Here is a 24,811-nt window from a genome sequence, read left to right as displayed (position 1 = left end):
CGATACACCTCGATCATACAATGCGGTTGGGGCTTCTTCAACGCTTCTATCATCGCCAATGTCCGCCTTCTCCGGAATGGCTTCGTTTGCGGTCGGTTGTGTTTTTTTACGCTCGCGCGAAAAACGCTCCCCGGTGAAGGGGAGCGTTAGGGCCGTTCATTGGTTTTCGATCAGGATCGCGCCGTCTTTGTTGTTCCAGCGTTCGTTCGCTTCCTTAAGAATCTCTTTACCGCCTTTGGACAGGTACTCGTCGATGACTTTGGGCCAGTCGGAAATGGGCTCTTTGCCGTAGATCATCTTGACCATGTGGTCGATGATGATCTTGGGTCCGACGTCCGGCTGCGGGGCCGCCAGATCGGGATACTTGCTGAAGGTGTTCAGCTCCGGATAGAAGCCGATGCCCGGCAGGCCTTCCTTGGACAGCACTTCGTCGAACGCCTTGAGCGTCGCCCGGCCGTCCTCGTTCAGCTCCAAGCGCAGCTTGTTGTACGTGGAGTCATGGACGGCCCACAGGGTACCGCTGCGGAAGCTCTCCTCCTCCTGCTCCTCCTTCGTCTGCGGAAACTTGTAATCGATCTTGCCGTCCGCGCCTTTGGTATAGGTGTCCCCTTCGATGCCGAACGTGAAGAAGTTCTCGGCCTCGGGGCTGACCATCCAATCGAAGAATTGGACGATGCCCGCGGCCCGCTCCGGATCGACGTTCTTGTTGATGTAGAATGTGCGGACGACCGGCGAGTAGAGGAAATAACCGCCCTTGCCCTCCGGTCCTTTGGGCGAAGGAATGATATCGATCTTGGCCTCCGGAATGGCGCGGGTCACGTTCGTGCGGTACCCGACCAAGCCAGACGCGTTCTGCGACCACATGCCCGCCTTGCCCGCGTCGAGGCTTTTGGTGAAGTCCGTCGAGGTGATCGTGGCGAATTCCTTGGCGATCAACCCTTCGTCGTACATCGTTTTGTACACGTTCAGCGCCTTCATCATGTTCTCCGAGTCGAAAAATTTCGGCTGCACTTTGCCGTCGACCAGCTCGAACTGATCCTTGTAGGGGAGGACGTCGAACGCGCCGAGCACGAGATCCGCGTATTTGAAATTCTCGCGCATCTGGTAGGGCGTATCCACCCCGATCTTCTTGAACGCCCGAAGCACGTCCAGGAACTCTTCGATCGTAGTCGGCGGCTTTAGCCCCGTCTTCTCGAGCAGGTCCGTCCGAATGTAGGTGGCCCGCCTCGACGGATTCATCAGGAACTCGGGGATGCCGTAGATCTTGCCGTCATAGGTCACCGTATCCCATGCGGCCTTCGGGATCAGCTTCATGAGGTTCGGGGCGTTCGTCTTCAGCAAATCGTCCAGCGGCATGAAGATGCCGCTCTCTACGGAGCCGGACATCGACTTGCTGCCCGGACCGCCGATGCTCCCCACCACGTCCGGAATCTCGTTGCTGGCGAACATGACGCCGTACTTGGAATCCTCCATGATTTTCAGATCGATGTCGGTATGGGTCAATTCTTCAAGCTTCAACACCCACTTGTCCTTGTTGAGGTCGGGAATGCGGGTGTGGTATCCCGAGCTTACCGTCGTCGGAATGAGGAACGAGAATTTCACTGGCTTGCCTTTGTCGTCTTGCGGCTTCGTCTGGCTGCCGCCCGAAGGCGACTCCGTCTTCCCCGGGTCCGCCCGCTTTCCGCCGCCGCTGCATCCGGCCAGCAGGCTCGTCGCCAACGCCAACGTCAACCCGTAACCCCACCATTTATTCATACCGCTGCCCCTCTCCATTTTCAATGTAAGCGCTATCGAATCTGAACCCATTATAGATACCTTTTTCCGATTTCCGTATGTCTTAACTTCAGCAGGGCTGTCTTTTTCTACGGTTCGGCATCCGGATTCCCCCTCGCCTAGGACTTGATCGACCCGACGAGCATCCCTTGGATGAAGTGCTTCTGCAGGAACGGATACACCAGCATGATCGGGAGCGTCGCCACGACGATGACGGCCATCTTGATGCCTTCGGGCGACAGGTGCACGAGCAGCTCGGACGTCACGTCCGATTGCCCGTATTGATCCGTGAAGACGATCTCGCGCAGACGCACCTGGAGCGGTATCCATCGCCGGTCGCTCACGTAGAACACGGCTTCCGCATATCGGTTCCAATGCGCGACCGCATAGATGATCCCCATTGTCGCCATCGCCGGCTTGGAGAGCGGCAGGACGATCTTCCAGAAGATCCGGAACTCCCCGCAGCCGTCGATCTTGGCCGAATCAAGCAATTCGTTCGGCAGATTCATGAAGAACGAGCGCATGACGAACAGATTAAACGCGCTGATCGCCATCGGGATCATGAGCGCCCACAGCGTATTGAGCAGGTGAAGCTCTTTGATGAGCAGATAATTCGGAATGAGCGGCGCCGAGAACACCAGCGTGAACAGCACCATCAGCAGGACGGCACGGCGGAACAAATATTCGGGCCTGGACAGCGGATAGGCGAGCATCGCCGTCAGCAGCAGATTCAGCAGCGTGCCGAACACGGTCACGGTCACGCTGTTGCGGAACCCGATCCAGATCGAAGGATCTTGCAGGATAAGCTTGTAGCTGCCGAGCGTGAAGCCGATGGGCCAGAAGGTTACCTGCCCCGCATTGATAGCCACCGCGTCGCTGAGCGATTGCGCGATAATATGAACGAACGGCAGCACCATGCTCAGACCGATCGCGCCTAGCAAGAGCATGTTGAACACATTAAACCATTTCTGACCTTTTGTCATGATCATGCCGCTTCACCCCGTTTCCTCCCATTGCCTTAGTACAGTCCTTCGCCGGATACGCGACGGCTGAGCTTGTTTCCGATGACGATCAAGAGGAGACCGACCACCGACTTGAACAAGCCGATCGCGGTCGTGTAGCTGTATTGCCGATCCACGAGACCCGCCCGGTAAACGTACGTATCGATAATCTCCCCGTTGTCGCTGTTAAGCGGATTCAGGAATACGAACACCCGCTCGAAGCCGAAATCCAGGAAGTTTCCGATTTGAAGGAGGAACAGGATGACGATGGTCGGCATGATGCAGGGGATCGTGATGGACCGGATCTGCCGCCACCGGCTGGCCCCGTCCATCTGGGCGGCTTCGTACAGATCGGGATGAATGCTGGCGATGGCAGCCAAGTAGATGATCGTGCCCCATCCGCTGTCCTTCCAGATGCCCGACCCTACGAGGATCGTGCGAATGAAGCCGTTCTCCCCGAGGAAGTAGATCGGCTCGATGCCGAAGAGCGACAGCAGGTGATTGACAATGCCGGTGGAAGGGGAAAGGACGCCTACCACGATCCCGCCGACGATGACCCAGGACAGAAAGTGCGGCATGTAGACGACTGTCTGAACGATCCGCTTGTAGAGCATTGCGCGGACCTCGTTCAGCAGCAGCGCGAGCAGGATCGGTACCGGAAACGCGAATACAAGGTCATAGAGCCCGATCAGGATCGTGTTTCTCAAGATCGGGAGGAACTCCGCGTATTGGAACATACGCTTGAAGTTGTCCAGACCGACCCATTCGCTGCCTTTGATGCCTTTGAAGACATTGTAGTCTTGGAACGCAATGGCCGAGCCGAACAACGGGATATAGCGGAAAATCAGGAAATAGAGGATGCCCGGTATCGATAAGACGTAGAGCGGCCAGTACTTGCGGACGAACCGCCACCTGTGGCCCCGCGTGGCAAACGTATAGAGCGCTTGCTCCGAGCGCTCGAGCTTGGCTGCCATAACGATCCCTCCTTTCTAGTTGAGCGAATGCCGCGATCCGGCGGCTTAGGAGCGTCCGAACCGGATCGAAGCCGTGCCGGCGGCGGGGATCGGCAGCCTGTGCAGCCCCAAGTCTAGATTCACGCACAGCCGATCGACGATGTCTCCGCAGCTGTTCGCAATCTCGATATTGGCTTCCCCGAGAGAGGCGGACACCTCCAAGACCACCTCTTCCCGCTGCCGGCCGTTCACCACGGTCCACTCGCGGACGGGGCGATCCGCGCGCAGCGGCACGAGCGCGTCGTGGTAGGTCACGATGACCGCCCGATCTCCCTTGACGGCCTGGACCGTCGGGTACGACAAAGCCGGATTCCCCGGCTCCAGCCTTCCGTTAAGCAGCACCTCCCGATGCTCCTCCCAGAAGGCTAGCCAGCGTCTCAGCATGCGCAGATGCGCGGGCGGCAGTGCGGACAGCCGCATGGAGATCTGAGGCACGGAGAACAGCAAGTTGATCAACTGGAGCGCGGCGCTCTCCACGGGTTCTTCCGGATGCCACATGACCATGTCGGCATGCGCGGCGGTCTCCCCGCACAAGAGCCGAATATCCAGCGTACGGACGCGGTTCTGAATGCTGTCGTATGGGCAGTCCGAGGCCCGGAACATGTTGCCGTGCTTCCGCATGGCCGGACCGACGTACGGCTGCCTGAATTCGATCAGGATATCCGGCTTCAGCGAACGCAACCGCCCGATGGCAGCCGTCAACAGCCGGTCGACGGCCGCCGGGATCGACACACAGTCCCGTCCAGGCACCGCGGACGGCTGTTCCCGTTCGGGGGCGTAGAAGGCGTCGACGAAGTCGAGCTTGAGTCCGTCGAGATCCCATGCCCGCACCGCCTCTTCATAGGTAGCGATAATGAACTCGCGCACCTCGGGGTATCGGGGGTCGAGCACGCCAGCGCGGCTGCCCTCGTTGAATCGGACGAGCTTGTCCTTGAATCGCTCCCACGTCCCACTGTAGATGCCGACGTAAGGTACGGCGAACCACAGCAGGAACTTCATGCCGAGCGCGTGGACGGCTTCGACATGCCGCCTCATGTCGGGGAACTTGCCCTCGCAGGGCGTCCAGTCGCCCGTGTAGGCATACCCCCGCCGGTTGTCCTCCGTCTGCCAGCCGTCGTCTACGATGACAGCCTCCATCCCGAGCGTTCGCGCGATCCGGCATTCGGCCTCCACCTCCTCGGCCGTCACGTTCTGATGCATGCTGTACCACGTCGAATACATCGGCCGCCTGGCTGTCTCCGGGACGACGGCCGGCGCATACCCAGGCATCCCGCTCCACCAGCGCCGCACGTCCGACAGGCAGTCGAAGTACGGAATTGCTCTCGTATCGACGAGCAGCTCCGCTTCGTACGCGTCGATCGGCTCCGCAGCTTCCTTGAACAGTTGCACGCTGCATTGGAATTCGGCCGTCTCTTCGCGTATGCCTCCGGTGTAGTGGACCGTGTTCAGCGCATCCGAGAAGGCGAACGTCATCCGATTCGTCCCGTTCGCATCGAACAGCGCATACACGGGTGCGGAAGCCGTCGCGTTGGACCGCAGTTCGCGCATCCAATCCGCCTTGAAGCTCTTGTTGCGGTCCGGGGCGGGGTGCCAGCTCGCCTGCACGTCTCGGGCGGAGTGAACCCAGCGCAGCGTGAGGAGGGGAGGCGTCGACGGCCGATCGGACTTCCAACGGAGCCGGATGAGATCGATGCCGTCCGCCCGCGGCTCGGCAGCCAGCGAGACGTTCAGGCCATCCCCGCCTTCCAGTGTGAATTCATGCGTCTTGGTCGACACGGCGATCAAGCGGATCCCTCCTCGCGTTGACGTAGGTGCCGATGGCCGCCGGCGTGACACCAAAGGGCGACGATCGGGTCTTCCTGGCTTGAATGCAGATGATGATCTTCGCCCGGCTCCACGATGACGATATCTCCGGTCGCGACGTCGTGAAGCTCCCCGTTGACCTCCATCGCACCTTTTCCCTGGAGGATGACGAACGCCTCCCGGTCCCCGTGCACATGGTAGTCGCGCCCTCCCGGTCCGTCGTTCGTATGGCTGCGTTCGCCCGGCTTGGCGAACGCGAGACCGCCCGAGCCGAGATAGCTTCCCGGCAGCAAGCCGCCCAGGAAATGCCCCGTCCGTCCATCCGGCAATTCGCTGATCCTCGTCCTGATCATTCGCTCCCTCCTTCCGCCGTTAGGCCTTGCCGCCGAGGATGTTGTCGATCTGCGCCAGCTCGTCCGCGCTGAAGGCCAGTTGATCCAAGGCGCCCGCTAAATCGTCGATCTGCTCCGCTCGGCTGACGCCGATCAGCGCGGACGTGACCCGCGACTGCCGAAGCACCCACGCAACCGCCATCTGGGCCAAACTTTGGCCCCGCATCTCCGCCACCCCTTGAAGCTTGCGCGACTTCTCCAGCTTTTCCTCCGTGACGTCTTCGCGACGCAGGAATGCGCTAGCGCCGGCCGCGCGGGAATCCGCCGGAATTCCGTTCAGGTAGCGGTTCGTGAGAAGGCCTCTGGCGAGCGGGCTGTAGGCGATCGTGCCGATGCCTTCCTCTTGAAGCACCTGCTGAAGTCCTTGCTCGAGACGCCGCTCGTACATCGAATAGTGCACCTGATGGATGAGACACGGCGTGCCCAGACTCCGCAGGATCTCGGCGGCTCGACGGGTCTCTTCGGGACCGTAGTTGGAGATGCCCACGTATAAGGCTTTGCCTTGCCTCACGGCCTGGGCGAGCGCCGACATCGTCTCCTCGAGCGGCGTCTCCGCGTCGTAGCGGTGGGAGTAGAAGATATCGACGTAGTCCATGCCGAGCCGCATCAAGCTCCGATCGAGACTTGCCAGCATGCTCTTGCGAGATCCCCGCTCGCCGTAGGGTCCCGGCCACATCCGGTAGCCGGCCTTGGTCGCGACGATCATCTCGTCGCGGTAGGCGGCGAAGTCGGACTTCCAGATCCGACCGAAGGTTTCCTCCGCCTCTCCGGGAGGCGGACCGTAGTTGTTCGCCAGATCGAAGTGGGTGATGCCGAGGTCGAAGGAACGGCGCAGGAGCGACCGGCCGTTGTCGATCGCGTCGCCGCCTCCGAAGTTGTGCCACAAGCCGAGGGAGAGGGCGGGCAGTCTCAGACCGCTTCGCCCGCATCGAACGTAGGACATGCGTTCATATCTGTCTTCGCTTGCTTGGTAGGCTGTCATTTGTAACCCCTCAAAAGATCGTCGTATGAACCCAGTATAGGGAGCCCTCTCGCGATCCGGTATGGCAAATCTTCAGCCGGGCTGTCGTTTTTTACAGTGGGGAGGAGGTTGCGAAGGTTACGAAGATTAGACATTTATCATTATGGGAGTTGTCGAAAGTAAAGGGATCCTCCCTATGCCGGTTTTTCTGGAATATATATATTGATAGGTGCCATTTCTTTAGCAATGGTTTTGGCGAATAATAAAAAACACACAGGCTATTATTTTTAGTAACAATTATAAGAATCTAAACATAGCCAAATAGAAAAAACGGCCCCGTGCCCGGGAGCCGCCTCATCGTTTCGCTTTATTTACCACCGAATCTGCCGAATCGTTCGCAACATACGCTCCCGTTCCTCATCGTCGACCGGCCAGCCGCCAATTTCCTGCTCGATCCGCTCCCGATTGGTGTAACCCTTGGCGAGTCCGTTCAGCCGGGCGGCCAAAGTGCCGTCCTGCCATTCGTCCTCGGACGGAAAAAGCGTGCGCAGCTTCGCGACGGCGTCCGGATAGCGTTTGAGGTAGTACATCTGATGATGCTCCTCCGCGACGGTGAAGCCGGCGTAGGGCGCGATCTCGGTCGCGAGTTCCCCCAATTCCCGCTCCAGCCGATGCTTGACCGTCTGCATTGCCGCCCGCTGCTTCTCGTCGCGGTAGAATAGTAATGACATGTACTGCCGACCGCTATAATCGTTGATGTTGCCCGGTTTGTGATGGCGCCAGAAGGCGTCCAGCAGCGTCTCGATCGGGAGGAGGTCCGGGTCAAAGACGACCTCGACGGTCTCTGAATGATCCCCCATCTCGCGATAGGTCGGCGTATCGGTCGTGCCTCCCGCGTATCCGACGCGCGTGCGGACCACGCCCGGCATCGCGCCGAACAGCGCCTCCGGGCTCCAAAAGCAGCCCATGCCGAAGGTGAAGGTTTCTTCGGATGCCCCGTTTTCCAATGCCAAGCCTCCTCCTGAATCACTACCGTCCAAACTCGATTTAATGGTAACTCGGCTTTAATATCGTCTTCAAGCGCTCGTAATGCGTAAATAACGCCTCCAGAAGCTCCTTCTGTGTCCATAACCGAACACGGAAGCAGTTGGCTGCCATTTATTTCTTTCTGCACATTGCTCACATAGCCATTCCATGACACAAATAGACCTTTTATCTGTTATGGATTTGCATATAACTCCTTTGCGACCTTCAACGTGTGTCCCCAATCAGCCTCTATTTCTTTAAATGGGCTTCGTGCGAAGTCCGTCGCAAATAACCGATATAATTCCAACTGGCAAACCTATCTCGTCAGCGCTTTTTTCAATTGCCAGAATAGTGCCCACCATGAGTGCTTTTACATGATCGGCGCCAATATCCGCCCGAACGGCATCGCTCTGTTGAGCACGGGCCAAAAGTTTTCCCAGCACATCCCGTAAGTTATCGGAAATGCCTGAGGCCACGGTTTCCATATCAATTTCCGTACCCGACAAGGCTGCCGTCAAAGCTTTATTCGCCGCCCCACCTTCGATCACGCGCGTAATGTAACGGAAAAAGGCTTCTCCCGGATCATCGTGGTCAAGCAGAGATTCCGCCTCCTCAACAAGCTTTTGCTGGTATCGGTGGATGACCGCTTCGAAAAGCAGCTCTTTTGTGGGGAAATTACGATAAACCGTGCCAATCCCTACACCTGCCTGCTGGGCGATTTCCTCGATTCGAACAGACAGCCCTTCCGCGGCGAAGAACGAAAGGGCCGTATCCAGAATACGTACCCGATTTCGGCGGGCGTCCACACGAAGTGATTTAGGCCCGACGGTAGAACTATTCTGTGAAAGACTGTCATCTAAGGGCGTTCTCGTATGATCTTCATTCATAATTGATGTCCACCTCTTGCTTTCATCTTACCCGATCTAATTCGATTTTGACAAATGGAATATATATTCCGTATAATAAAGTGGAATATATATTCCGTTTATGATTTTATCGATGTAGCATATCAAGCAAAGAGGTGGATACGCGGTGCGCATGAGCAAAAAAGTCGCCATTGCCCGATATGGTGGGCCGGAAGTGTTGGAGATCATTGAAAGTCCTGTGCCCGAACCAAAGCCAGGCGAGGTGTTGATCCGAAATATGGCATCAACGGTCTCGATCGGGGACGCATGGATACGGAACGGGCAACTGGCGCCTCCATTTCGAAAAAAAACTCCCAAATCGCCGATTACGCCTGGTTCCGAAGTGGTCGGCATCATTGAGAAGACGGGAACCGGCGTTTCGGATTTTCGCCCCGGCCAACTGGTGGCCGCGCTGACCGTCTTTGGCGGGGGATACTCCGAGCATGTGTGCTTGGAGCAGAACAGAATCGTCGTGGTGCCCGACGGGATTGAGCCGGATGACGCGGCCTACCTGGCGTTAAATTACGTGTTGGCTTACCGGATGCTCCATCAAGCAGCCAAAGTTCGGAAGGGAGAATCCATCGCCGTCCTCGGCGCATCAGGTGCGATCGGAACGGCTTTGCTCCAAATGGGGAAAATATCTGGTTTGAACATGATTGGGACTGCTTCGCGAACAAAGCATGGATTCATTTCGAGCCTAGGTGCCCATCCTGTCGACAGACATGCGGATTATCTTCGAGAAATCAAAAACATTCACCCCGATGGAGTGGATGCTGTGTTTGACGGCGCGGCCGCCGACATCGGCAAATCGTATGGCCTTCTAAAGAGAAACGGTCGACTGATTGTTTATGGCTTCGTATCCCCCAAGCCGAGCCAGATGTTGCCGAGTCTGATGCGGCTGATGGCTCTTCGCCTTGTACCGAACGGCAAGAAGGCGGCCTTTTACAGCCTCCTGTTCGCGCACAGAAGAAACCCACTGTTGTGGAGAGAGGACATGAGTACGTTGTTCCAATTGCTCCTCGATCAATCGATAAGACCGGTTATCGCACACCGCTTCCCTCTACAGGATATACAAGCGGCTCATGAAACGTTAGAACAGGGATCTGCTACAGGAAGAATCATTGTGACGATGAACCGTTCCTGACCCATCTTGGGATTTCAAAATAACGGGATTCTTTCAGGGTAGATATGACTAGGGAAAAATCACTTTGGAGAGGGTTAAGAATGCGTTTTACTGGGTATTGAACTGGGTGGAATTGATCTAACGAGGAAGTTCAATAAAACAGCGGCAGCCTATGACTTTATTTTCTCGTCCAATGGCTGCTGCTGGCTCTATTAGGGTCAGTCAAATACTGATTTTACGGAGTTTGACGGTTTTCATATGGGAAGAGCCGCGTGGGATCAACACATCAGGAATTTGGCTTCCGATATCTCTCCGGAAAGACGTCGGCGTATGAGCTCCTCGGAGCCGAGCGACAATTCTCTTCCTTTTACTTCTTTAACTGTAGGTACGTGGGGGTAGAGTAAGACGGTCCATCGTGTATGGCCGGACAGCATCCTTTTCCACGGACATCGGCCAAAACCTCCGTCCTTCCATAGTGCATATTTACCTTTTGGTCATTGTTCTCCATATCTTGCACATACACACTCCTTTCGAGTTAGGACGAACGCTGTCCAGGCGTGGGTAACAGACCGATTTGCCGGAGAAAACCGAGATCGTCTCGTATTGCCCAATGTTCTGCGATCTTGCCATTCACCAAGCGCAAAATGTGGATATGCTGCACGGCAACATACTTGCCGGAAGGCTCGATCCCCGGGAGCGGACCCGGTCCCAAATGCGTCCCGCTCCTTGTCCCGCGATACCACACCTTATCCTCCTCTCCCCCCATATCTTCAATTTCCATATGGTGATCAGGAAACGCCGCGAACAGTACGCCAATCGTTCGTTTGAAATTTTCAAAGCCAAAACGCATCTCAGCAACCGGTACAGCATGATTGATCACATCCGGAGCAACCATACTTTCCAGTACATCCAGATTGTACTTATTGAGCACTTCATCCACCCAACGTCTCACAATCGCTTTGTTCTCCGTAACCGACATCACTGCACACCATCCTTCATCTCAAAATAGTTTGATTTTCTAACTAAAATGATTATGGTACAATAGTAAGAAAATCAAACTAAATTGTCAAGCGCCAGGAGGAAAATTGGATGACGACGAATCACGAGCTTCAAAATCCCTTGCTCGGCCAGCATATCAACACCATCTTGCAGGCCACCCTCAACCGAATCCTCACAGCACTCCATCAAGCCGGCTTTGAGGATATCCGTCCCGCCCACCTGTCCATCTTCAGAAATCTCGTCCCTCACGGGCTCCACATCAGCAAGCTCGCCGACCGCGCAGGAATCACGAAAGCTTCGGTAAACTATCTGGTAGATTATTTGCAGCAGCAGGGGTATGTTGAACGCGTACCTGACGCAAACGATGGGCGCGCTACAATCATCCAGTTCAGCGAACGTGGCTGGTCGGCCTACCGCGAAGCGCGGACTTCAGTCCTCGGTCTTCAGGAAGAATGGGCTCAGCTTGTTGGCAAGAACGAAATGGAGACATTTCTTGCGACCCTTGCGCAAATAGCAAACTCCCTCTCCGTGACGGAACATGCGGAGCAAAGCCAAGATAAGGGGCCAAAACGTTTGCGGGGGAGACGTCATACTGGCCTGTGAATGCTCGATCTTCTCCGCGTCAGTTCATGCGGTGAATCGCATCAAGCAGGTCCATATGAATTGGGATTGCTTCGAGCGCTTGGTGTTGCAACGACAGGCATGGGTTTTTCGGCACCATGATCTAGGGATATCGAGTTCCCCCATAGAAATAAGAAAAAGCCGGCTTGAATGCCGACTTTAAAGCGATTCTTCTTATTCAGATGATGTAAAACCTCGTACGCACTCCGTACGGTTCGACTCTCTCCCTCTCGCTTTAAGCGCGTTTCGCCACCCTGTCAGCGATTATCGCCGACGTCTCTTCCCAGCGGCTCTTCATGGCCTCTCGGGCATGGGCGTCGGACAGCTTTTCCTGATGAAAGCTGATTGTTGTCCGGTCCGGTCCGGATGTGCTCGGGAGGAAACGAATCTGCAGCGTCGACGGCTGCCCCCATCCCTTCGGCTGCCAGGTAAGCCGAATATGCTCGGGCGGGTTGACCACGCGGAGCTCGCCCGTCGTCCCTTCCAGCGTCTCGTATCGGTATCCCTTCTCGAGCTCGAGAGCCGGCAGCTCTCCCAGCCATAGACGAAGACCCTCCGGAGAAAACAGCAGGTCCCACGCCTCCGTCTGCGAAATCGGATACGTCCGCCGGACGCCGACCTGGAATCCGGCCGCAGCCGTCTGTCCCTTCATCCCATCCACGCTCCTCCCGTTAGTTCCCGGCTCAAGCTTGTCCGCCGCACGGCGGCCGCGGCATCGGCGTCTTCACAAACAGCGCGATGCAAGCCTTCGCTTCCGTTCCTTTCCTCATGCTAATCCAACCATCCAACAAATGTCAAAGCCCCGATTCCATTCATCGTGCAACCTTGCTTCCTTGGATTCGTCTAAAAAATGGAAGAATCACAACACGCAAAGGAGTGCACCCCGTTGATTGCACGAAACCGGGCTTGGCCCCTTCTTCTTCTCCTGCTGACGCTCTGCGCTTGCTCCGGCAACGCCGCCATCGAGGAACCGAGCTTCACCCCCATTCAAACAGCCAGTCCCTCCCCGTCGCCGGAAATCTCCCCCGCTCCGACTCCGCCTTCCGCTTTTTCCTTGTCGCTCGGGGATCAGGTCGTCTCGCTGAAAGATCGGGAAAGCAAGATCGACCTCGCGTCGCTGCTCGGCCCGCCCGTCTCCGAAGAAACGAAGGACCTGCAGGGAGACGGGTTTACCGGTTCGAAGGTGAAGACCGTCCGCTATCCCGGTCTGGAAATCGAGATGTTCGCGCCGCCCGGCGAAACGCCCCAATACTGGCTCATGACGATGACCGTCACGTCCGACGCATATCGGACACCTGCCGGGGTTCAAATAGGGGATCGTCTCTCCGACCTTCAGGCCGTCTACCCGGATATCCAACTGGCACTCGACGGCCGGACGGACCCGATGAACGGCGCCTACCAGATCGCGGATGATCGGCAATACAACTACGTTCAATTTGAGGTGGCGGACGGAATCCTGACACAGATTCGCATCTTTCACCTGATCCCATGATTCATCAGCCTCCGTCTAGCGGTCGCCATCGGCCAGCACGACGCCCGCGCCCAACCGGAGCGCCTCCCGATAGTAATGTCCGGCAATCGCGATATCGAAAATGCCGAGTCCCATCGGGTTGAAAAACACCGGCTGATCCGCGCTTCCGATGGCTTCCGCTTCGTTCCCGCACACGAGATCGGCGAGGGTAAATACATCCGATTCGGCCAAGCCGTAGCGCAGGTGAAGCTGCTCGATGTCGGTATTCTCCCGGCATACCTCCCGCCAGTCGTCTACGATGACATTCTTCACCGCCGCCACGCTCTCGGGCCGGTAGTCTCGCAGCGAGACGTTCAGCAGCAGCGCGCCCGCCGGCGGAGGCTCGTCGATATAGCGCTCGGCCGGCACGGTGCAGGTCGCGATCGCATTCGAATCCCGGTACAGCGTGCGCCAGTCGGGTACCGCCTCCGTCCTTTCGCGAAGTTCCTCGGGGACGGAGGCGGGGTCGATCGCTTGCAGATCGTACAGCATCACTTTCGTTAATCGGCTGCCCAGCAGCTCCGCGGCCATCTCCAGGTGCAGCCGGCCGATCGGCCCCCAGCCGATGATGCCGAGCCGCATCTCCTCCGGCTGCCTGACGTCCGCGTAGTTGCGAAGCGCGAGCCCGCTGACGGCGGCGGCCCGCAGGCCGTTCAGCAGGTTGCTCCGGAGCACGGCGAGGAGGCGGCCCGTCTCGGGATCGTTCAGGAGAATCGTATTGTTCGCCCGCGGCAGGTCGCGTCGGAGATTGCCGGGGAAGCTCGCCACCCACTTGATGCCCGCCAGCGCGGTCTCCCCGCCCACGTAGGCTGGCGTCGCGATGATCCGGTTCGCCGGATCGCCGAAACGCAAATAGGACTTCAGCGGACTGGCATATTCGCCCGCTTCCCTCGTCCGCACGGTCTCTTCCACGATCCGGACGAGCCGCGGCCAATCGATTCCGATGTCGCGAATATGACCGTCGTGCAGATCCATCATCGCGCTCCCTCCGTTCCTCCCGGCTCCGCGCTCGGCGTCGCTACCCTTCCAACGCTGCGCCCGTCATCTCCGGTTCTGCTTCCGGCTCGCACGCCAGCTCGCGCCTCACCCATTCGTCGTTAAACGCCGTATCGAGGTAGCGCTCGCCCCGATCGGGGAGAATCGCCGCGCAGACCGCTCCCGGCGGGATCACGTCACGAAGCTGCCAAATCGCGGCGATCACCCCGCCGGAGGAGGCGCCGGCCAGGATGGCTTCGTGCCGCAAGAGCGCCCGGCAGCCAAGCACGCACGCCTCGTCGGACACCTTGACCACGAGATCGGCGATCGCCTCCCGGTGCAGGTCCGGCACGATCGCGGCGCCGAGCCCCGGGAAGCGGCGCTTGCCGCTCGGCCCGCCGAACAGAATGCTGCCCTCGGCGTCGACTGCGACGACCTTCGTCGGCCAGCCTCGCGCCCGGATCTCGTCCGCACAGCCGCGGATCGTCCCGCAGGAGCTGACGCCGCAGATCAGGTAGTCGATCGGCCCGAGCCGCGCTTCAATCTCGCGCATCGTCTCCCGGTGCGCCGCCGCGTTATCCGGATTGCCGTACTGATTTGTCCAATAGGCGCCCGGGATTTCGGCCAGTAGCTCCCGAACCCTGCGAATCCGCGCGGGCAAAAATTCGCCGGTCTCAGCATCCGGCTCCTTGACCATCTCGATCTCGCCGCCGAAGCCCCGGACGATGCGCAGGTGCTGATCGGTCGTCCGCGGATCGACGACGCAAACGAACCGGATGCCCAAATACCGGCACAGCTGAGCCAAGCTGATGGCCAAGTTGCCCGAACTCGACTCGACGACGACGCTCCGCTTCGTCACATCGCCGCGCCGGATCGCTTCGCGCAGCATATGTAGCGCGGGCCGGTCCTTGGCGCTGCCGCCCGGATTCATCCCCTCCAGCTTGCCGTATACCGCAAACGGCGCCTGACCGAACAGCCGCTCCAGCCGAACCAGCGGCGTTCCGCCGATCGCCAACGTGATGCCCCCATCCAGCTTCATTCGAATCCTTCCTTAGGCGTAGAAGATTTTTTTGCGTTTGACGATGTCGCCGTCCAGCGTATCGTCGGTTGCCTCCTGCACGACCTCGATGCCGGCCAGCAGGCCGCCTCGAATCATCTGTCCGATCTCCGGGACGGCATCCTCGATCTGCCGGCGAATGCGCGAGAGGTTCTCCTCTCCGATGGGCGCCGGGCTTTGCAAGCAAACGCGCAAGCAGCGGCCGAGGACGCGCACGCGGACGGCCGCCTCGCGCAGATGGCGGTAAACCGCATCTTCGATGTCGTAGATGCTGATCTTTTCGCCATGCTTCAGCTCCGGTCCGATGCGCCTCGCGACGTTCCGAAAGCTCATTCGCAGCTCCCCGCCCGCCAGAATGGGGCGCAAATCGCGCACGACGTCGTAAGTGACATAACGCAACGCAGGGAACGCCTCCCTCGCCGTCGAGGACAGGACGAGCACCCGCTCGCTTTCCCCGGCCAGCGGCTCGTACGCCTCCCCTAGCTCTTCCACTCCGATCCCTTCGGCGACGATGCCGTCCGCGAACAAGTATCGCCCATGTTCATGGGCGTAATAGGCGATCGTTCCGATCTCGATGGAGCCGTAAGTGTCCGCGATCCGCTCCGGCGCGATATCGAGCCGCTCGGCCACCCGGCTGCACCACGCCCGCGAGGCCGTCTCCCCGACCAGGATGACCTGCCGGATGCCGAACGCAGCCGGGTCCTCCGCGGTCTGCAGAATGCGATCCAGTATCGAAGGCATCGTATACAGCACTTCGGGCCGAATCCGTGCGAGCGCTTCGATATGCCCTTCGATCGGAAGACGGAACGGGAGCGTATGGGCGGTCATCCCCAGGCCGCGGAATACCTCCGCCGCCGTCGCCTCCGCATGGCCCGTCCCCAGATCGGAAACGGCCGTCCGATAGTCGATCGGGCCGAGAATGGCGCGAAACACTTCCCGCTTAATTCGCAGGTAGGCCTCCTCGTCGCGCTCGGAATAGTAGATCGTCTTGCGCCGTCCGGTGCTGGTGCCCGAGGTCCGGTAGCGGCGGTGATCCGCGCGCTGCGCCAGCGGATTGGCCTCCGTGTAATAGTGCGCCTCCAGCAAAGAAGCGGTCAGCAGCGGCAGTCGCTCCTGGGACAGCCCGGCTGCCGTCCCACCTCCGCTTCGGCCAACTTGCTCGTCGAGCAGCCGCCGATACCAGGGGAATCGCCGCCCCGTCCGATCGATCCATTCCTTCCACGCCGTCAGCACCGCTCCACCCTCTCTCGCGCCATCTCGTCCGACCGCTCGAACCGCTCTTGCCGGATCGCCTATCTCTATGTGGCATCATATGCCCGCTTGCCCGTCCTCGTGCGGCCGGGCCGGCAAAGCGATCCGACGCGCAACGAATGGCGAGGCGGATGCCCGGTGATGTCAAGCGGAGCTGCAGCTTCGTATGATGATAGACACCAACCTAGGAACGGATACCGGAGGCGGACATCCGAAATGAATAAAAACGGCGTAAACGAAAACGGCAAAACGGCGGTTTCCAGCAAACTGCTCAAGACGAAAGTGCTGCTGGGCGACCCGGAGCTGGCCAGGCGGGTGCCTGCGACGGAGCCGTTCAGCCGCGAACGGCTTCGGGCGATGCTGGATCGGCATGGGATGGTCTACGCGAAACCGGATACGGGATCACAGGGGATCGGCGTCATTCGGGTGGAGCAACGGGACGGGGGCTATCGCTATCAGAGCGGCGAGCGGATATGCCGGTTCGGTTCCCTCCAAGCGATGTATGGTTCGCTCCGCGTCGAGATCGGCAGCCGGCGCTACCTGATTCAGCAGGGAGTCCGCGCCTTGCGATACGAGGGTCGGCCGTTCGACTTTCGCGTCATGGTCCAGCGCAATCCCTCCCGGCGGTGGGAATGCACTGGAACGGCGGCGCGCGTCGCCCCCCCGGGCAAAATCGTATCTAACGGGAGCCAAGGCGGAACGATCTTCTCCCCGGACCGGCTGATGGGCCCGATCGCGGGGAGCGCTCGGGCGCAAAGTCTTCTGCGCCGCATGGAACGGCTCGCGCTGCGGACCGCCGCCGCGTTCGCCCGCACCTATCCGGCCATGAACGAGCTGGGCCTGGATATCGCCGTCGACCGCAATTTGACTCCCTGGATTCTCGAGGTCAATACGCGACCCGATCCTTGCCCGTTCGCCAAGCTGGACGATCCGGCGAGCATCCGCAAGATCGTGCGGTACGGCAAGGCGTACGGCCGCCGCTACTGTCTGAAGTGCGCCAAAGCCAAAAAAGCGCCTTGAGGGCGCTTAAGAAACAGGAAATGACCGTCGCCTACAAAAGGCAGCAGTCATTTTCGATTACACCTAGAGATATTCATTCGCTTCACTGCGCCACTAGCTTCTTCAGGAGCTTAATGTCCGTCCCGTGCTCTTCGACGGTTGCGGCAAGCTCACCGAGCGCCGTGTCACGTTCGGTATTTTTAGCCACCTGCTCGAAAGTAGCATCCAATTTCTGTTCCACTCGATCCAACTTCTTGTCCATCAGACTAACCTTATGTTCCACCTGATCCAGCTTAGGTTCCATCAGACTAACCTTATGTTCCACCTGATCCAGCTTAGGTTCCATCAGACTAACCTTATGTTCCACCTGATCCAGCTTAGGTTCCATCAGACTAACCTTATGTTCCACCTGATCCAGCTTAGGTTCCATCAGACTAACCTTATGTTCCACCTGATCCAGCTTAGGTTCCATCAGACTAACCTTATGTTCCACCTGATCCAGCTTAGGTTCCATCAGACTAACCTTACGTTCCACCTGATCCAGCTTAGGTTCCATCAGACTAACCTTACGTTCCACTTGATCCAGCTTAGGTTCCATCAGACTAACCTTATGTTCCACCTGATCCAGCTTAGGTTCCATCAGACTAACCTTACGTTCCACCTGATCCAGCTTAGGTTCCATCAGACTAACCTTATGTTCCACCTGATCCAACTTCTGTTCCATTTGATCAAACCTATGTTCCATTTGATCAAACCTATGTTCAAAATGATTGAACCTATGTTCCATTTGACCAAACGCATGTTCCATGCGATCCAGCTTGCGATCCACGCCGTCGAGTTTATCTACGACGGTTTGCAGCAGCTCTTCCACCCGATCACCCCCGGAGCTTGTACATTCAGCTTAGCATAAGGCCTTGCAGCGCCTCAAGAGAAGTCTTGATAAGTCATTCTTCGTCCAGCCCGCGGAAAGCCCGCTTTCAGATCCTTAAACTCGTAATTGACCATCGGCCCCCAGTACTCGTGTAGGAAGATGCCGACTTCTTCGCCATAGACGAGATTCTGCGCACGGCTTAGCCGCTCATTCATCCAACGCGTCACATGGGGATGGAGGAATCGCTCCTTAGCGGCGCGAAAGCCCGGTTCAACCATTTCTCCGTCACTTTCTTCGGATGCTTGATTTGCGGGTACATCCGTTCGTTTCCTCCTTTGGGCCAAGGCTCGTCTAACGACAAAAAAAGCACGCGCGCGAGCAAAGAGAGAATCCTTTGCTGGCACGGTGCTTCCGTGTCGGTCCTATTCGTCGACCTCATTTTATCATGTCTTTGTTCATGTTTCCAATCCTTTTAAGTCACTCCGACGCCTTTTACCTGACGAACGGGTCGCGTGGCAGCTTGCTCCGCTACTTCAACGTCGCTCTGTACGCGTCCAGCTGCTTTTGATATTCGCCCAGCACTTTGTCGATGCCGGCCGCCTTCAATTTATCCTGCGCGGCCTTGATGTGCTTGTCGTAATCGAGCACGCCGCGATAAATCGGCGATACGTCGGAGGTGAAGGCCGCCTGCACGTTGGCCATCTCCGCCTTCACCGGCGCCGGATCGAAGAAGAAGTCGGCGGCGAAGAAGTTTTTCGCGTCCGGATCGGCCTTGTACAGCTCCCGGTTCGCGGACAAGTAATTCTCGTCGACGCGGATGAAATTCAGGTTGCCGATCATCCAGTCGTCCTGCAGATAGAGCGGCGTGTTGGTCTTCGGATCAATGACCGTCTCGATGCCCTTGTCGCCGATTTTCTTGTACGTCTTCCCTTCGATACCGTACATGAACAAGTCGTAGTTGTCCTGGTTGTCGTACAGCCAGTTGAGGAACTTGACGGCCTCGGCCGGATGCTTGCTGTTCGCCGCGACGACGTTGACGTTTTTGGCGTTCACCATCCGGTACCGCGGCTTCTCCGGGTTCAAGCGGATGAGCGCGAAGTCTTCGTCCTTGGCGTCGGGATACGTCTTTTGCACGTCGGATAGCTTGTTCGGCGTGCCGAACGTGAACAGGTACTTGCCGTATTTGATCTGGTCGGCGATCTGCTCCTGCTTGACCGTCAGCACGTCGGGGTTGATCAGCTTGCGCTGGTACGCATTGCGGAACCAGGCCGCGTCCTGCTTGAACTCGTCGGTCTCCACCCAGTTTTTGACCACGCCGTCCTCGGCGATGAAGGCGATATTGTCCCTGACGGTGAACGGGTATTTGTCATAGGTGCGCTGAAAAATATCGGCCGGTCCCGCGGTGCCGCCGCGCAGCGGGATCGTCAGCTTCATATTCAGCTTTTTGTTGACCTGCTCCATGGCGTCAAGCATTTCATCGCGGTTCTTGAAGTCCGCGGAGACGCCGGCTTTGTCCAACAGATATTTGTTGATCGTGATCGAGCCGTCCACCGCGGACTCGTACCAGTACGCCGGGATGCCGTAGATTTTGCCGTCCTTGGTCACGCCGCTCCAGACGGATGCCGGGATGACTTTTTTCAGGTTCGGGCCGTATTGCTCGACCTCGGCGGTGACGTCCTTCAGGGCGCCGCGGCCGACATAGTTGGCGAGACCGACCCAGTCGTTCATCACGTGAAACAAATCGAAGTTCTCGTTGGTGGACAGCTTGAGGTTGATCTTTTGCTCCCATGCCCCCCAATCGATATACTCCTTCTCGATCTGGACGCCCACGCCGTCTGCCAGGAGTTTTTTGTTGACCTCCTGCTGCACGGTTTTCCACTCGCTCGGTTCCGTGCCCGGCAGCACGTATTTAATCGTGACGACTTCCTGCTTCGGCGTTTGTCCGTCGCTGGCGCCGGCGGACGGCGCGGCCGAGCTTCCGCCCGACGGCTCGTTGTTGCCCCCGGATTCCTTGCCGCCGCTGCAGCCCGCAAGCCCTGCGGTCAGCATGATGCAGATCAGCATCGCGATTGAAGCTTTTTTCATGTCTGGACCTCTCCTTTGGAAATGAACAGAATAGGATGCTCCTCTTGCGAGGGAAATACCGTAGCGCAGCCGGAAGGCCGGCTCATCCTTTGACGGAGCCGATGACGAGCCCCTTGACGAAGTACCGCTGCAGATAAGGGTATAGGAACACGATCGGTCCGATCGTAATGACGACCGTCGCCATCTTGGCCGATTCGGCCGGCAGCGTGTAGGCGGCGTTTGCCCCCGTCGGCAGCATCTCCAGCATCTGGATGTTGGAACGCAGCTGGAACAGGATGTACTGCAGCGGGTACAGCTTCTTGTCGTCCAGCAGCATGATCGCGTTGAACCAGTCGTTCCAGTAGGCCAAGGCATAGAACAGCGTCACGGTCGCCAGCACCGGCAGGCAGAGCGGCATATAGATCCGGAACGCGATCCGCAGATCGTTCGCCCCGTCGATGTACGCCGATTCGCGCAGCGCGCTCGGCAGGCTCTCCATGAAGTTTTTGACCAGGAACATATTAAAGGCGTTAAACATCAGGTTCGGCACGATCAGCGCGAGGATGTTGCTCGTAAGCCCCAGCTTCGTGCACATCAGGTACCACGGAACGAGACCGCCCTGGAACAGCATCGTGATGAAAAAGTAGAGCGCGAGGAAATGGCGGTATTTCACGTTCGGATTGGACATGGTATAGGCGGCCAATGCCGTCACGACGAGCGCCAGCAGCGAGCCGGCCGCCGTGACGAAGATCGAGACGGCATATCCTCTGAAGATCAGCGCTCCGTTGGCGAAAATGGTCCGGTACCCGTCCAGCGAGAAGGCGGCCGGGAACAGGCTGTACCCGTTGTTCACGATGCTGTCCTCCTGCGTCACCGACACCATCAGGGTCAGCAGGACGGGCAGCAGGCACGCCGCCGCGAACAGCGTCAGCGCCGCGTAGATCGTCGCAGTGGAGAAGCTGATTCGTCTCTGCGTCCGCATCAGTAGAGCGCCCCTTCCTTGAAGTAGCGGCGGGTCAGCCAGTTCGCGAAGAAGACGAGCAGCAGGCCGACCGTCGACTGGAACAAGCCGACCGCGGCGGCGTTCGACGGATCGCCGATCTGTCGCAGCGCGCGGAAGACGTACGTGTCGATGACGTCGGTCGTCGGGTACAGCACGCCGTTGTCGCCGATGATCGCGTAGATCATGCCGAAATCGCCGTAAAAGATCTTGCCGAGATTCAGCAGCGTCAGGATCGCGATCGTCGGGGCGATGAGCGGGAGCGTGATCCGCGTCATCTTGCGCCAGCGCGTCGCGCCGTCGATATCGGCGGACTCGTACAGCGAGCCGTCGATGCCGGCGATGGCGGCGAGATAGATGATCGAGGACATCCCGGCGTCCTTCCACACCTTCATGGCTACGAGGATCGCGGGCCAGGCTTCGGCCTTCGAGTACCAGTTCACCGGCTCCCCGCCGAAAGCCTGGATCGCCTGATTGATGATGCCGTAATCCGTCGTGAACAGACTGTACATCATGTAGCTGACGATAATCCAGGACAGGAAGCTCGGGAAAATCATCGTCGTCTGCGCGATCTTCACGAACAGCCGGCTGCGAATCTCGTTAAACAGCAGCGCGATCGCCACCGCGAATACGGTACCCGCCGCCAGGAACAGCACGTTCAACTCGATCGTGTTCAGCGTCACGCGAATCGCGTCCCGGGAACTGAAGAAGAACTTGAAGTTCTCGAAGCCGATCCATTCGCTGCCGAACAATCCCTGCTGGTAGTTGAAGCGCTGAAACGCGATCAGGAGGTATGGATACGTAGCATAGAAGAAGACGAACACGTACGCCATCGCCGGAAGGATCAGGAGGTACGAATACTTGTTGCGGACGATCTCCCGGAAGAAGCTTGTCATGCGCTCACCCCTTGCATTTGGTCGATGAGTCAAGTAAAAACGGCTTCGCCGCATGTTCGGAAGAGGCGATGCGTTTTTATCGACGGTCATCCAGAAATGAATAGATAAGAACCTTATTCAATCTGTATGACGAAGCATATCTTGTTCCGGCCGGGTTGTATATTTCGAGTATCGGATGGCCTTTCATAATGCCGGCATCCGGCTTTCAATTTCGCGCTCGCGCTATCAAAAAAGCGGTCAAACGCCGCAATGCCGCGCTTGTCCGCTCTTTTTGCTACCCTTTTCCCCGCGCCGCCTGTTCTCTGTATTGGGTCGGGGTGATGCCGTACTTCTTTTTGAACAAGGTCGTAAAGTAGGGCACGTTGTATACACCAACCTGCTCCCCGATCTGCGCGACGGCTTCGTCCGTGGTCGCGAGCAGCAGCTTCGCCCGCTCCATCCTCACCTGCGTCACAAAGTCGTTGAACGTTGTGCCGGTCATGCTCTTGAACAGCTTCCCTACGTAGCCGGAGGAGAAGCCTGCCCGGTCCGCGGCCGACTCCAGCGATAGGCCGTGCTCGGCGTAATGCTCCTGCACGTACCGTTGGATCTCCTCTACGATCTTGGCGTTTTTCGCGACCGAGGTGTTCCTTTTGTTCTCCTCGAGGATGTCCGCGATGCGCCCGCACAGCCCTGCGAGCAGACGCTCAACGTCGTCTAGCGTCTCGACATCGCGGATGTCCTCTACCGCCCGGTACAACTGCTCGCTGTCCACGCTCCACCATTCGGTGACGTATTCGAACTCTTTGACGACGCCTAATACGAGGAAGCTCGCATACTGCATCGCTTGCGCGTAGCTGCCGCTCTCCAACTGCTCCCGGAAGAGGACGATCTCCGCGCGGATCGCCGCCCGGTTGCACAGCTTGACCGACTCTTTGAGCCGTTTCTCGATCGCCGCCGGATAGCGGATCGACGAATCGGGCTCGCGCTGCCCCCCCTCCCCCGTCGACCGGCTCGCCAGACATCCGTGGCCGAGGAACAAGCGGGCGTTCATGTAGGACTGGGCCGACTTGTAGGCTTCGGACAGCTCCCCGGTCGACTCGCAGGGATCCCCTACGCTGACGGACAGGCTAATCCGGTAATAGCTGCGCACCGTATCCTGAATCTCGCCGAGAATCAGATACAGCTTGTCCTTCGGCCGCGGCGCGTCGGTCTGAAGAATGAAGGCGATCTCGTCCTCTTCTTCGAGATGGGCTGCATCGATGCGGTAAGACCGGCTTAGCAGCTCGTGCGCGATGTTGCTGATGGCAAAGCGCAGCAGCCCCCGGTCGAACGCGCTGTGGCGCGTCTTGAACGTCCGGTACTCGTCGAGTTTGAACAACAGGACCGTCAAGTACGGTCCGGAAAGCCGGCTTTCCCATTCGCGGATCATGTCCGGAGAGACGGCGGTCTTGGAGGCGTCGCCTTTGAGCAGATGCGCGACGTAGCCGTCCCTCAGCGCACGCGCCGACCGGCGGAGCGTCGACTCCATTGTCTTGGCCTGCTCGATCGTCTGCGTGAACGCATCCGTCAGCATCTCATATTCGTCGACCCGGAGCAAAGCCGGCTGGCGGCTCCCCGAGCTCGCGCTCACTTTGTCCATCAGCTTTCGAATCGGATTGTAGATGTTGCCGCTCAGCAGGAGCGAGATGCCGGCGCCCGCCGCGATCAGCAGGAGCACGACGACGATCGTCCAATTGCGCAGCTCGTAAATGTTCGAGATGAGCTCCGAGTAGGGCCGGACGCTTACGAAGTACCAGTCCAGGTTGGCCGACTTGACGAAAGTGACCAGGTGCTTTTGGCCGTCGATTCGCTCGACAAAGCTGCCCTGATTGGACGTTTCCGCCAAAATCCGCCGTACATCCGCTCTCTGCCCGAAGTCTTCCATGAAGTGCTCGGGACTCGTATGAGACAGCACCGTGCCGGACGCGTCCATGACGAACGTCAGCGAGTCCTTGGTCGAGGCGCTGATGTTCCGCATCGTATTGCGGAGATAGCGCTCGTCCAGATCCACGACAATCGCGGACTTCGGCGCCTCTGTGAACGACCGTTCCGGAACGATCTTGAAGGTCAGCAGCCGCAGCCCGTTGACTTCGCGGGGGAAGAATCCGAAGTAGCTTTTCTCGTCCTTCCGTGCGAAGCCGGGATCGGGAGGCAGTCCGAGCGTATCGATATAGGCGTCCGTCGTGAAGTTATAGATGCTTAAGTTTTGAATGAACGGATACACGCTCTGGATGCGCGCCAGGAAGAGGTTGGCCGTGTAGTTGACCTTCTTGTCGTCCGTCGTCGCGTAGACGAACGAGATGATCTCGTTGTCGCTGAGCAGTTGACCCGTGATGTCCTGCACCTGCCCGTACACAACGTTGGAGGTGTAGCTGACCTGGGCAAGCATCTGCTTAGAGGATCGGTCGATCTCTTGCACGGCCTTGGAGGAGAAAAGGACATAGAGAATGACCGACAGCAGCGTAATCGACAGGACGAGCAAGGAGAGGTAGCCGAGCACCATTCTGCGATATACCCGATATTGTCTGATTCTTCTGATAAACGACATGA

Annotated in this window: 22 protein-coding genes; 4 read left to right on the top strand and 18 right to left on the bottom strand. The window is 58.3% G+C overall.

The features are described from left to right. Nucleotides 1-156 precede the first annotated feature (156 nt). From LKX83_RS15820 to LKX83_RS15785, 8 genes are all read right to left on the bottom strand, one after another. Nucleotides 157-1,755, bottom strand: coding sequence for an extracellular solute-binding protein (locus tag LKX83_RS15820; RefSeq protein WP_227883252.1), 1,599 nt, complete (start codon nt 1,753-1,755; stop codon nt 157-159). Between the two features lie 137 nt (nt 1,756-1,892). Then, a complete protein-coding gene (locus LKX83_RS15815; protein WP_370639087.1) occupies nt 1,893-2,756 on the bottom strand; it encodes a carbohydrate ABC transporter permease in 864 nt (287 codons plus the stop codon). A 35-nt stretch (nt 2,757-2,791) separates the two neighbouring features. After that, nucleotides 2,792-3,748, bottom strand: a complete 957-nt coding sequence (locus LKX83_RS15810) for an ABC transporter permease (protein WP_227883250.1) — start codon at nt 3,746-3,748, stop codon at nt 2,792-2,794. A gap of 45 nt (nt 3,749-3,793) precedes the next feature. Further along, nucleotides 3,794-5,563 carry a glycoside hydrolase family 36 protein gene (locus LKX83_RS15805; RefSeq protein WP_227883276.1) on the bottom strand — a complete coding sequence of 590 codons (1,770 nt, stop codon included), beginning with the start codon at nt 5,561-5,563 and terminating at the stop codon, nt 3,794-3,796. 5 nt (nt 5,564-5,568) lie between these two features. After that, nucleotides 5,569-5,943 (bottom strand): cupin domain-containing protein, encoded by a 375-nt coding sequence (locus LKX83_RS15800; protein WP_227883249.1) that lies wholly within the window; start codon nt 5,941-5,943, stop codon nt 5,569-5,571. 19 nt (nt 5,944-5,962) lie between these two features. Then, nucleotides 5,963-6,964 carry an L-glyceraldehyde 3-phosphate reductase gene (mgrA, locus tag LKX83_RS15795; RefSeq protein WP_227883248.1) on the bottom strand — a complete coding sequence of 334 codons (1,002 nt, stop codon included), beginning with the start codon at nt 6,962-6,964 and terminating at the stop codon, nt 5,963-5,965. 350 nt (nt 6,965-7,314) lie between these two features. Beyond that, on the bottom strand, nt 7,315-7,950 hold the full coding sequence (gene msrA, locus LKX83_RS15790; RefSeq protein WP_227883247.1) for a peptide-methionine (S)-S-oxide reductase MsrA: 636 nt from the start codon (nt 7,948-7,950) through the stop codon (nt 7,315-7,317). 276 nt (nt 7,951-8,226) lie between these two features. After that, entirely contained in the window at nt 8,227-8,856 is a 630-nt protein-coding gene (locus LKX83_RS15785) for a TetR/AcrR family transcriptional regulator (RefSeq protein ID WP_227883246.1), read from the bottom strand. Nucleotides 8,857-9,007: 151 nt separating this feature from the next. Here LKX83_RS15785 and LKX83_RS15780 point away from each other — a divergent pair, with 151 nt between their 5' ends. Then, entirely contained in the window at nt 9,008-10,018 is a 1,011-nt protein-coding gene (locus tag LKX83_RS15780) for a zinc-binding dehydrogenase (protein ID WP_227883245.1), read from the top strand. Nucleotides 10,019-10,532: 514 nt separating this feature from the next. Here the strand turns inward: LKX83_RS15780 and LKX83_RS15775 are convergent. Then, nucleotides 10,533-10,976 carry an ester cyclase gene (locus tag LKX83_RS15775; protein ID WP_227883244.1) on the bottom strand — a complete coding sequence of 148 codons (444 nt, stop codon included), beginning with the start codon at nt 10,974-10,976 and terminating at the stop codon, nt 10,533-10,535. Nucleotides 10,977-11,086: 110 nt separating this feature from the next. Here LKX83_RS15775 and LKX83_RS15770 point away from each other — a divergent pair, with 110 nt between their 5' ends. Further along, nucleotides 11,087-11,599 carry a MarR family winged helix-turn-helix transcriptional regulator gene (locus tag LKX83_RS15770; RefSeq protein WP_227883243.1) on the top strand — a complete coding sequence of 171 codons (513 nt, stop codon included), beginning with the start codon at nt 11,087-11,089 and terminating at the stop codon, nt 11,597-11,599. 253 nt (nt 11,600-11,852) lie between these two features. Here LKX83_RS15770 and LKX83_RS15765 read toward each other — a convergent pair whose 3' ends face one another. Continuing rightward, the gene (locus LKX83_RS15765) at nt 11,853-12,269 is read right to left on the bottom strand and encodes an SRPBCC domain-containing protein (protein WP_227883242.1); all 417 of its coding nucleotides are present in this window, start codon (nt 12,267-12,269) and stop codon (nt 11,853-11,855) included. 234 nt (nt 12,270-12,503) lie between these two features. Between LKX83_RS15765 and LKX83_RS15760 the strand changes: the two genes are divergently transcribed. Further along, entirely contained in the window at nt 12,504-13,109 is a 606-nt protein-coding gene (locus tag LKX83_RS15760; RefSeq protein WP_227883241.1) for a hypothetical protein, read from the top strand. Nucleotides 13,110-13,124: 15 nt separating this feature from the next. On the opposite strand, the gene LKX83_RS15755 is transcribed toward LKX83_RS15760, so the two are convergent. Genes LKX83_RS15755 through LKX83_RS15745 form a run of 3 tightly spaced genes read right to left on the bottom strand, consistent with a single transcriptional unit; the run spans nt 13,125 to nt 16,392 of the window. Continuing rightward, entirely contained in the window at nt 13,125-14,105 is a 981-nt protein-coding gene (locus tag LKX83_RS15755; protein WP_227883240.1) for a 2,3-diaminopropionate biosynthesis protein SbnB, read from the bottom strand. Nucleotides 14,106-14,145: 40 nt separating this feature from the next. After that, entirely contained in the window at nt 14,146-15,141 is a 996-nt protein-coding gene (gene sbnA, locus LKX83_RS15750) for a 2,3-diaminopropionate biosynthesis protein SbnA (protein ID WP_227883239.1), read from the bottom strand. Nucleotides 15,142-15,153: 12 nt separating this feature from the next. Beyond that, complete coding sequence (locus LKX83_RS15745; protein ID WP_227883238.1) at nt 15,154-16,392, bottom strand: phenylacetate--CoA ligase family protein; 1,239 nt, start codon at nt 16,390-16,392, stop codon at nt 15,154-15,156. A gap of 234 nt (nt 16,393-16,626) precedes the next feature. Here LKX83_RS15745 and LKX83_RS15740 point away from each other — a divergent pair, with 234 nt between their 5' ends. Further along, nucleotides 16,627-17,430: a YheC/YheD family protein gene (locus LKX83_RS15740; protein WP_227883237.1), complete on the top strand. Its 804-nt coding sequence runs from the start codon at nt 16,627-16,629 to the stop codon at nt 17,428-17,430. Between the two features lie 82 nt (nt 17,431-17,512). Here LKX83_RS15740 and LKX83_RS15735 read toward each other — a convergent pair whose 3' ends face one another. From LKX83_RS15735 to LKX83_RS15715, 5 genes are all read right to left on the bottom strand, one after another. After that, nucleotides 17,513-18,280 (bottom strand): tropomyosin, encoded by a 768-nt coding sequence (locus LKX83_RS15735; protein ID WP_227883236.1) that lies wholly within the window; start codon nt 18,278-18,280, stop codon nt 17,513-17,515. A 528-nt stretch (nt 18,281-18,808) separates the two neighbouring features. Further along, complete coding sequence (locus LKX83_RS15730; RefSeq protein WP_227883235.1) at nt 18,809-20,365, bottom strand: extracellular solute-binding protein; 1,557 nt, start codon at nt 20,363-20,365, stop codon at nt 18,809-18,811. An 82-nt stretch (nt 20,366-20,447) separates the two neighbouring features. Beyond that, complete coding sequence (locus tag LKX83_RS15725) at nt 20,448-21,326, bottom strand: carbohydrate ABC transporter permease (protein WP_227883234.1); 879 nt, start codon at nt 21,324-21,326, stop codon at nt 20,448-20,450. Beyond that, nucleotides 21,326-22,240, bottom strand: a complete 915-nt coding sequence (locus tag LKX83_RS15720; RefSeq protein WP_227883233.1) for an ABC transporter permease — start codon at nt 22,238-22,240, stop codon at nt 21,326-21,328. Before LKX83_RS15720 ends, LKX83_RS15725 begins: the two co-directional genes overlap by 1 nt. A 274-nt stretch (nt 22,241-22,514) precedes the next feature. Beyond that, on the bottom strand, nt 22,515-24,809 hold the full coding sequence (locus tag LKX83_RS15715; protein WP_227883232.1) for an AraC family transcriptional regulator: 2,295 nt from the start codon (nt 24,807-24,809) through the stop codon (nt 22,515-22,517). Nucleotides 24,810-24,811 lie beyond the last annotated feature (2 nt).

It is taken from the genome of Cohnella baijiui, from assembly GCF_020731285.1.
GTDB lineage: Bacteria > Bacillota > Bacilli > Paenibacillales > Paenibacillaceae > Cohnella.
Note: the sequence above shows the minus strand (reverse complement) of the source record. Positions and strands in the feature narration are given on the sequence as shown.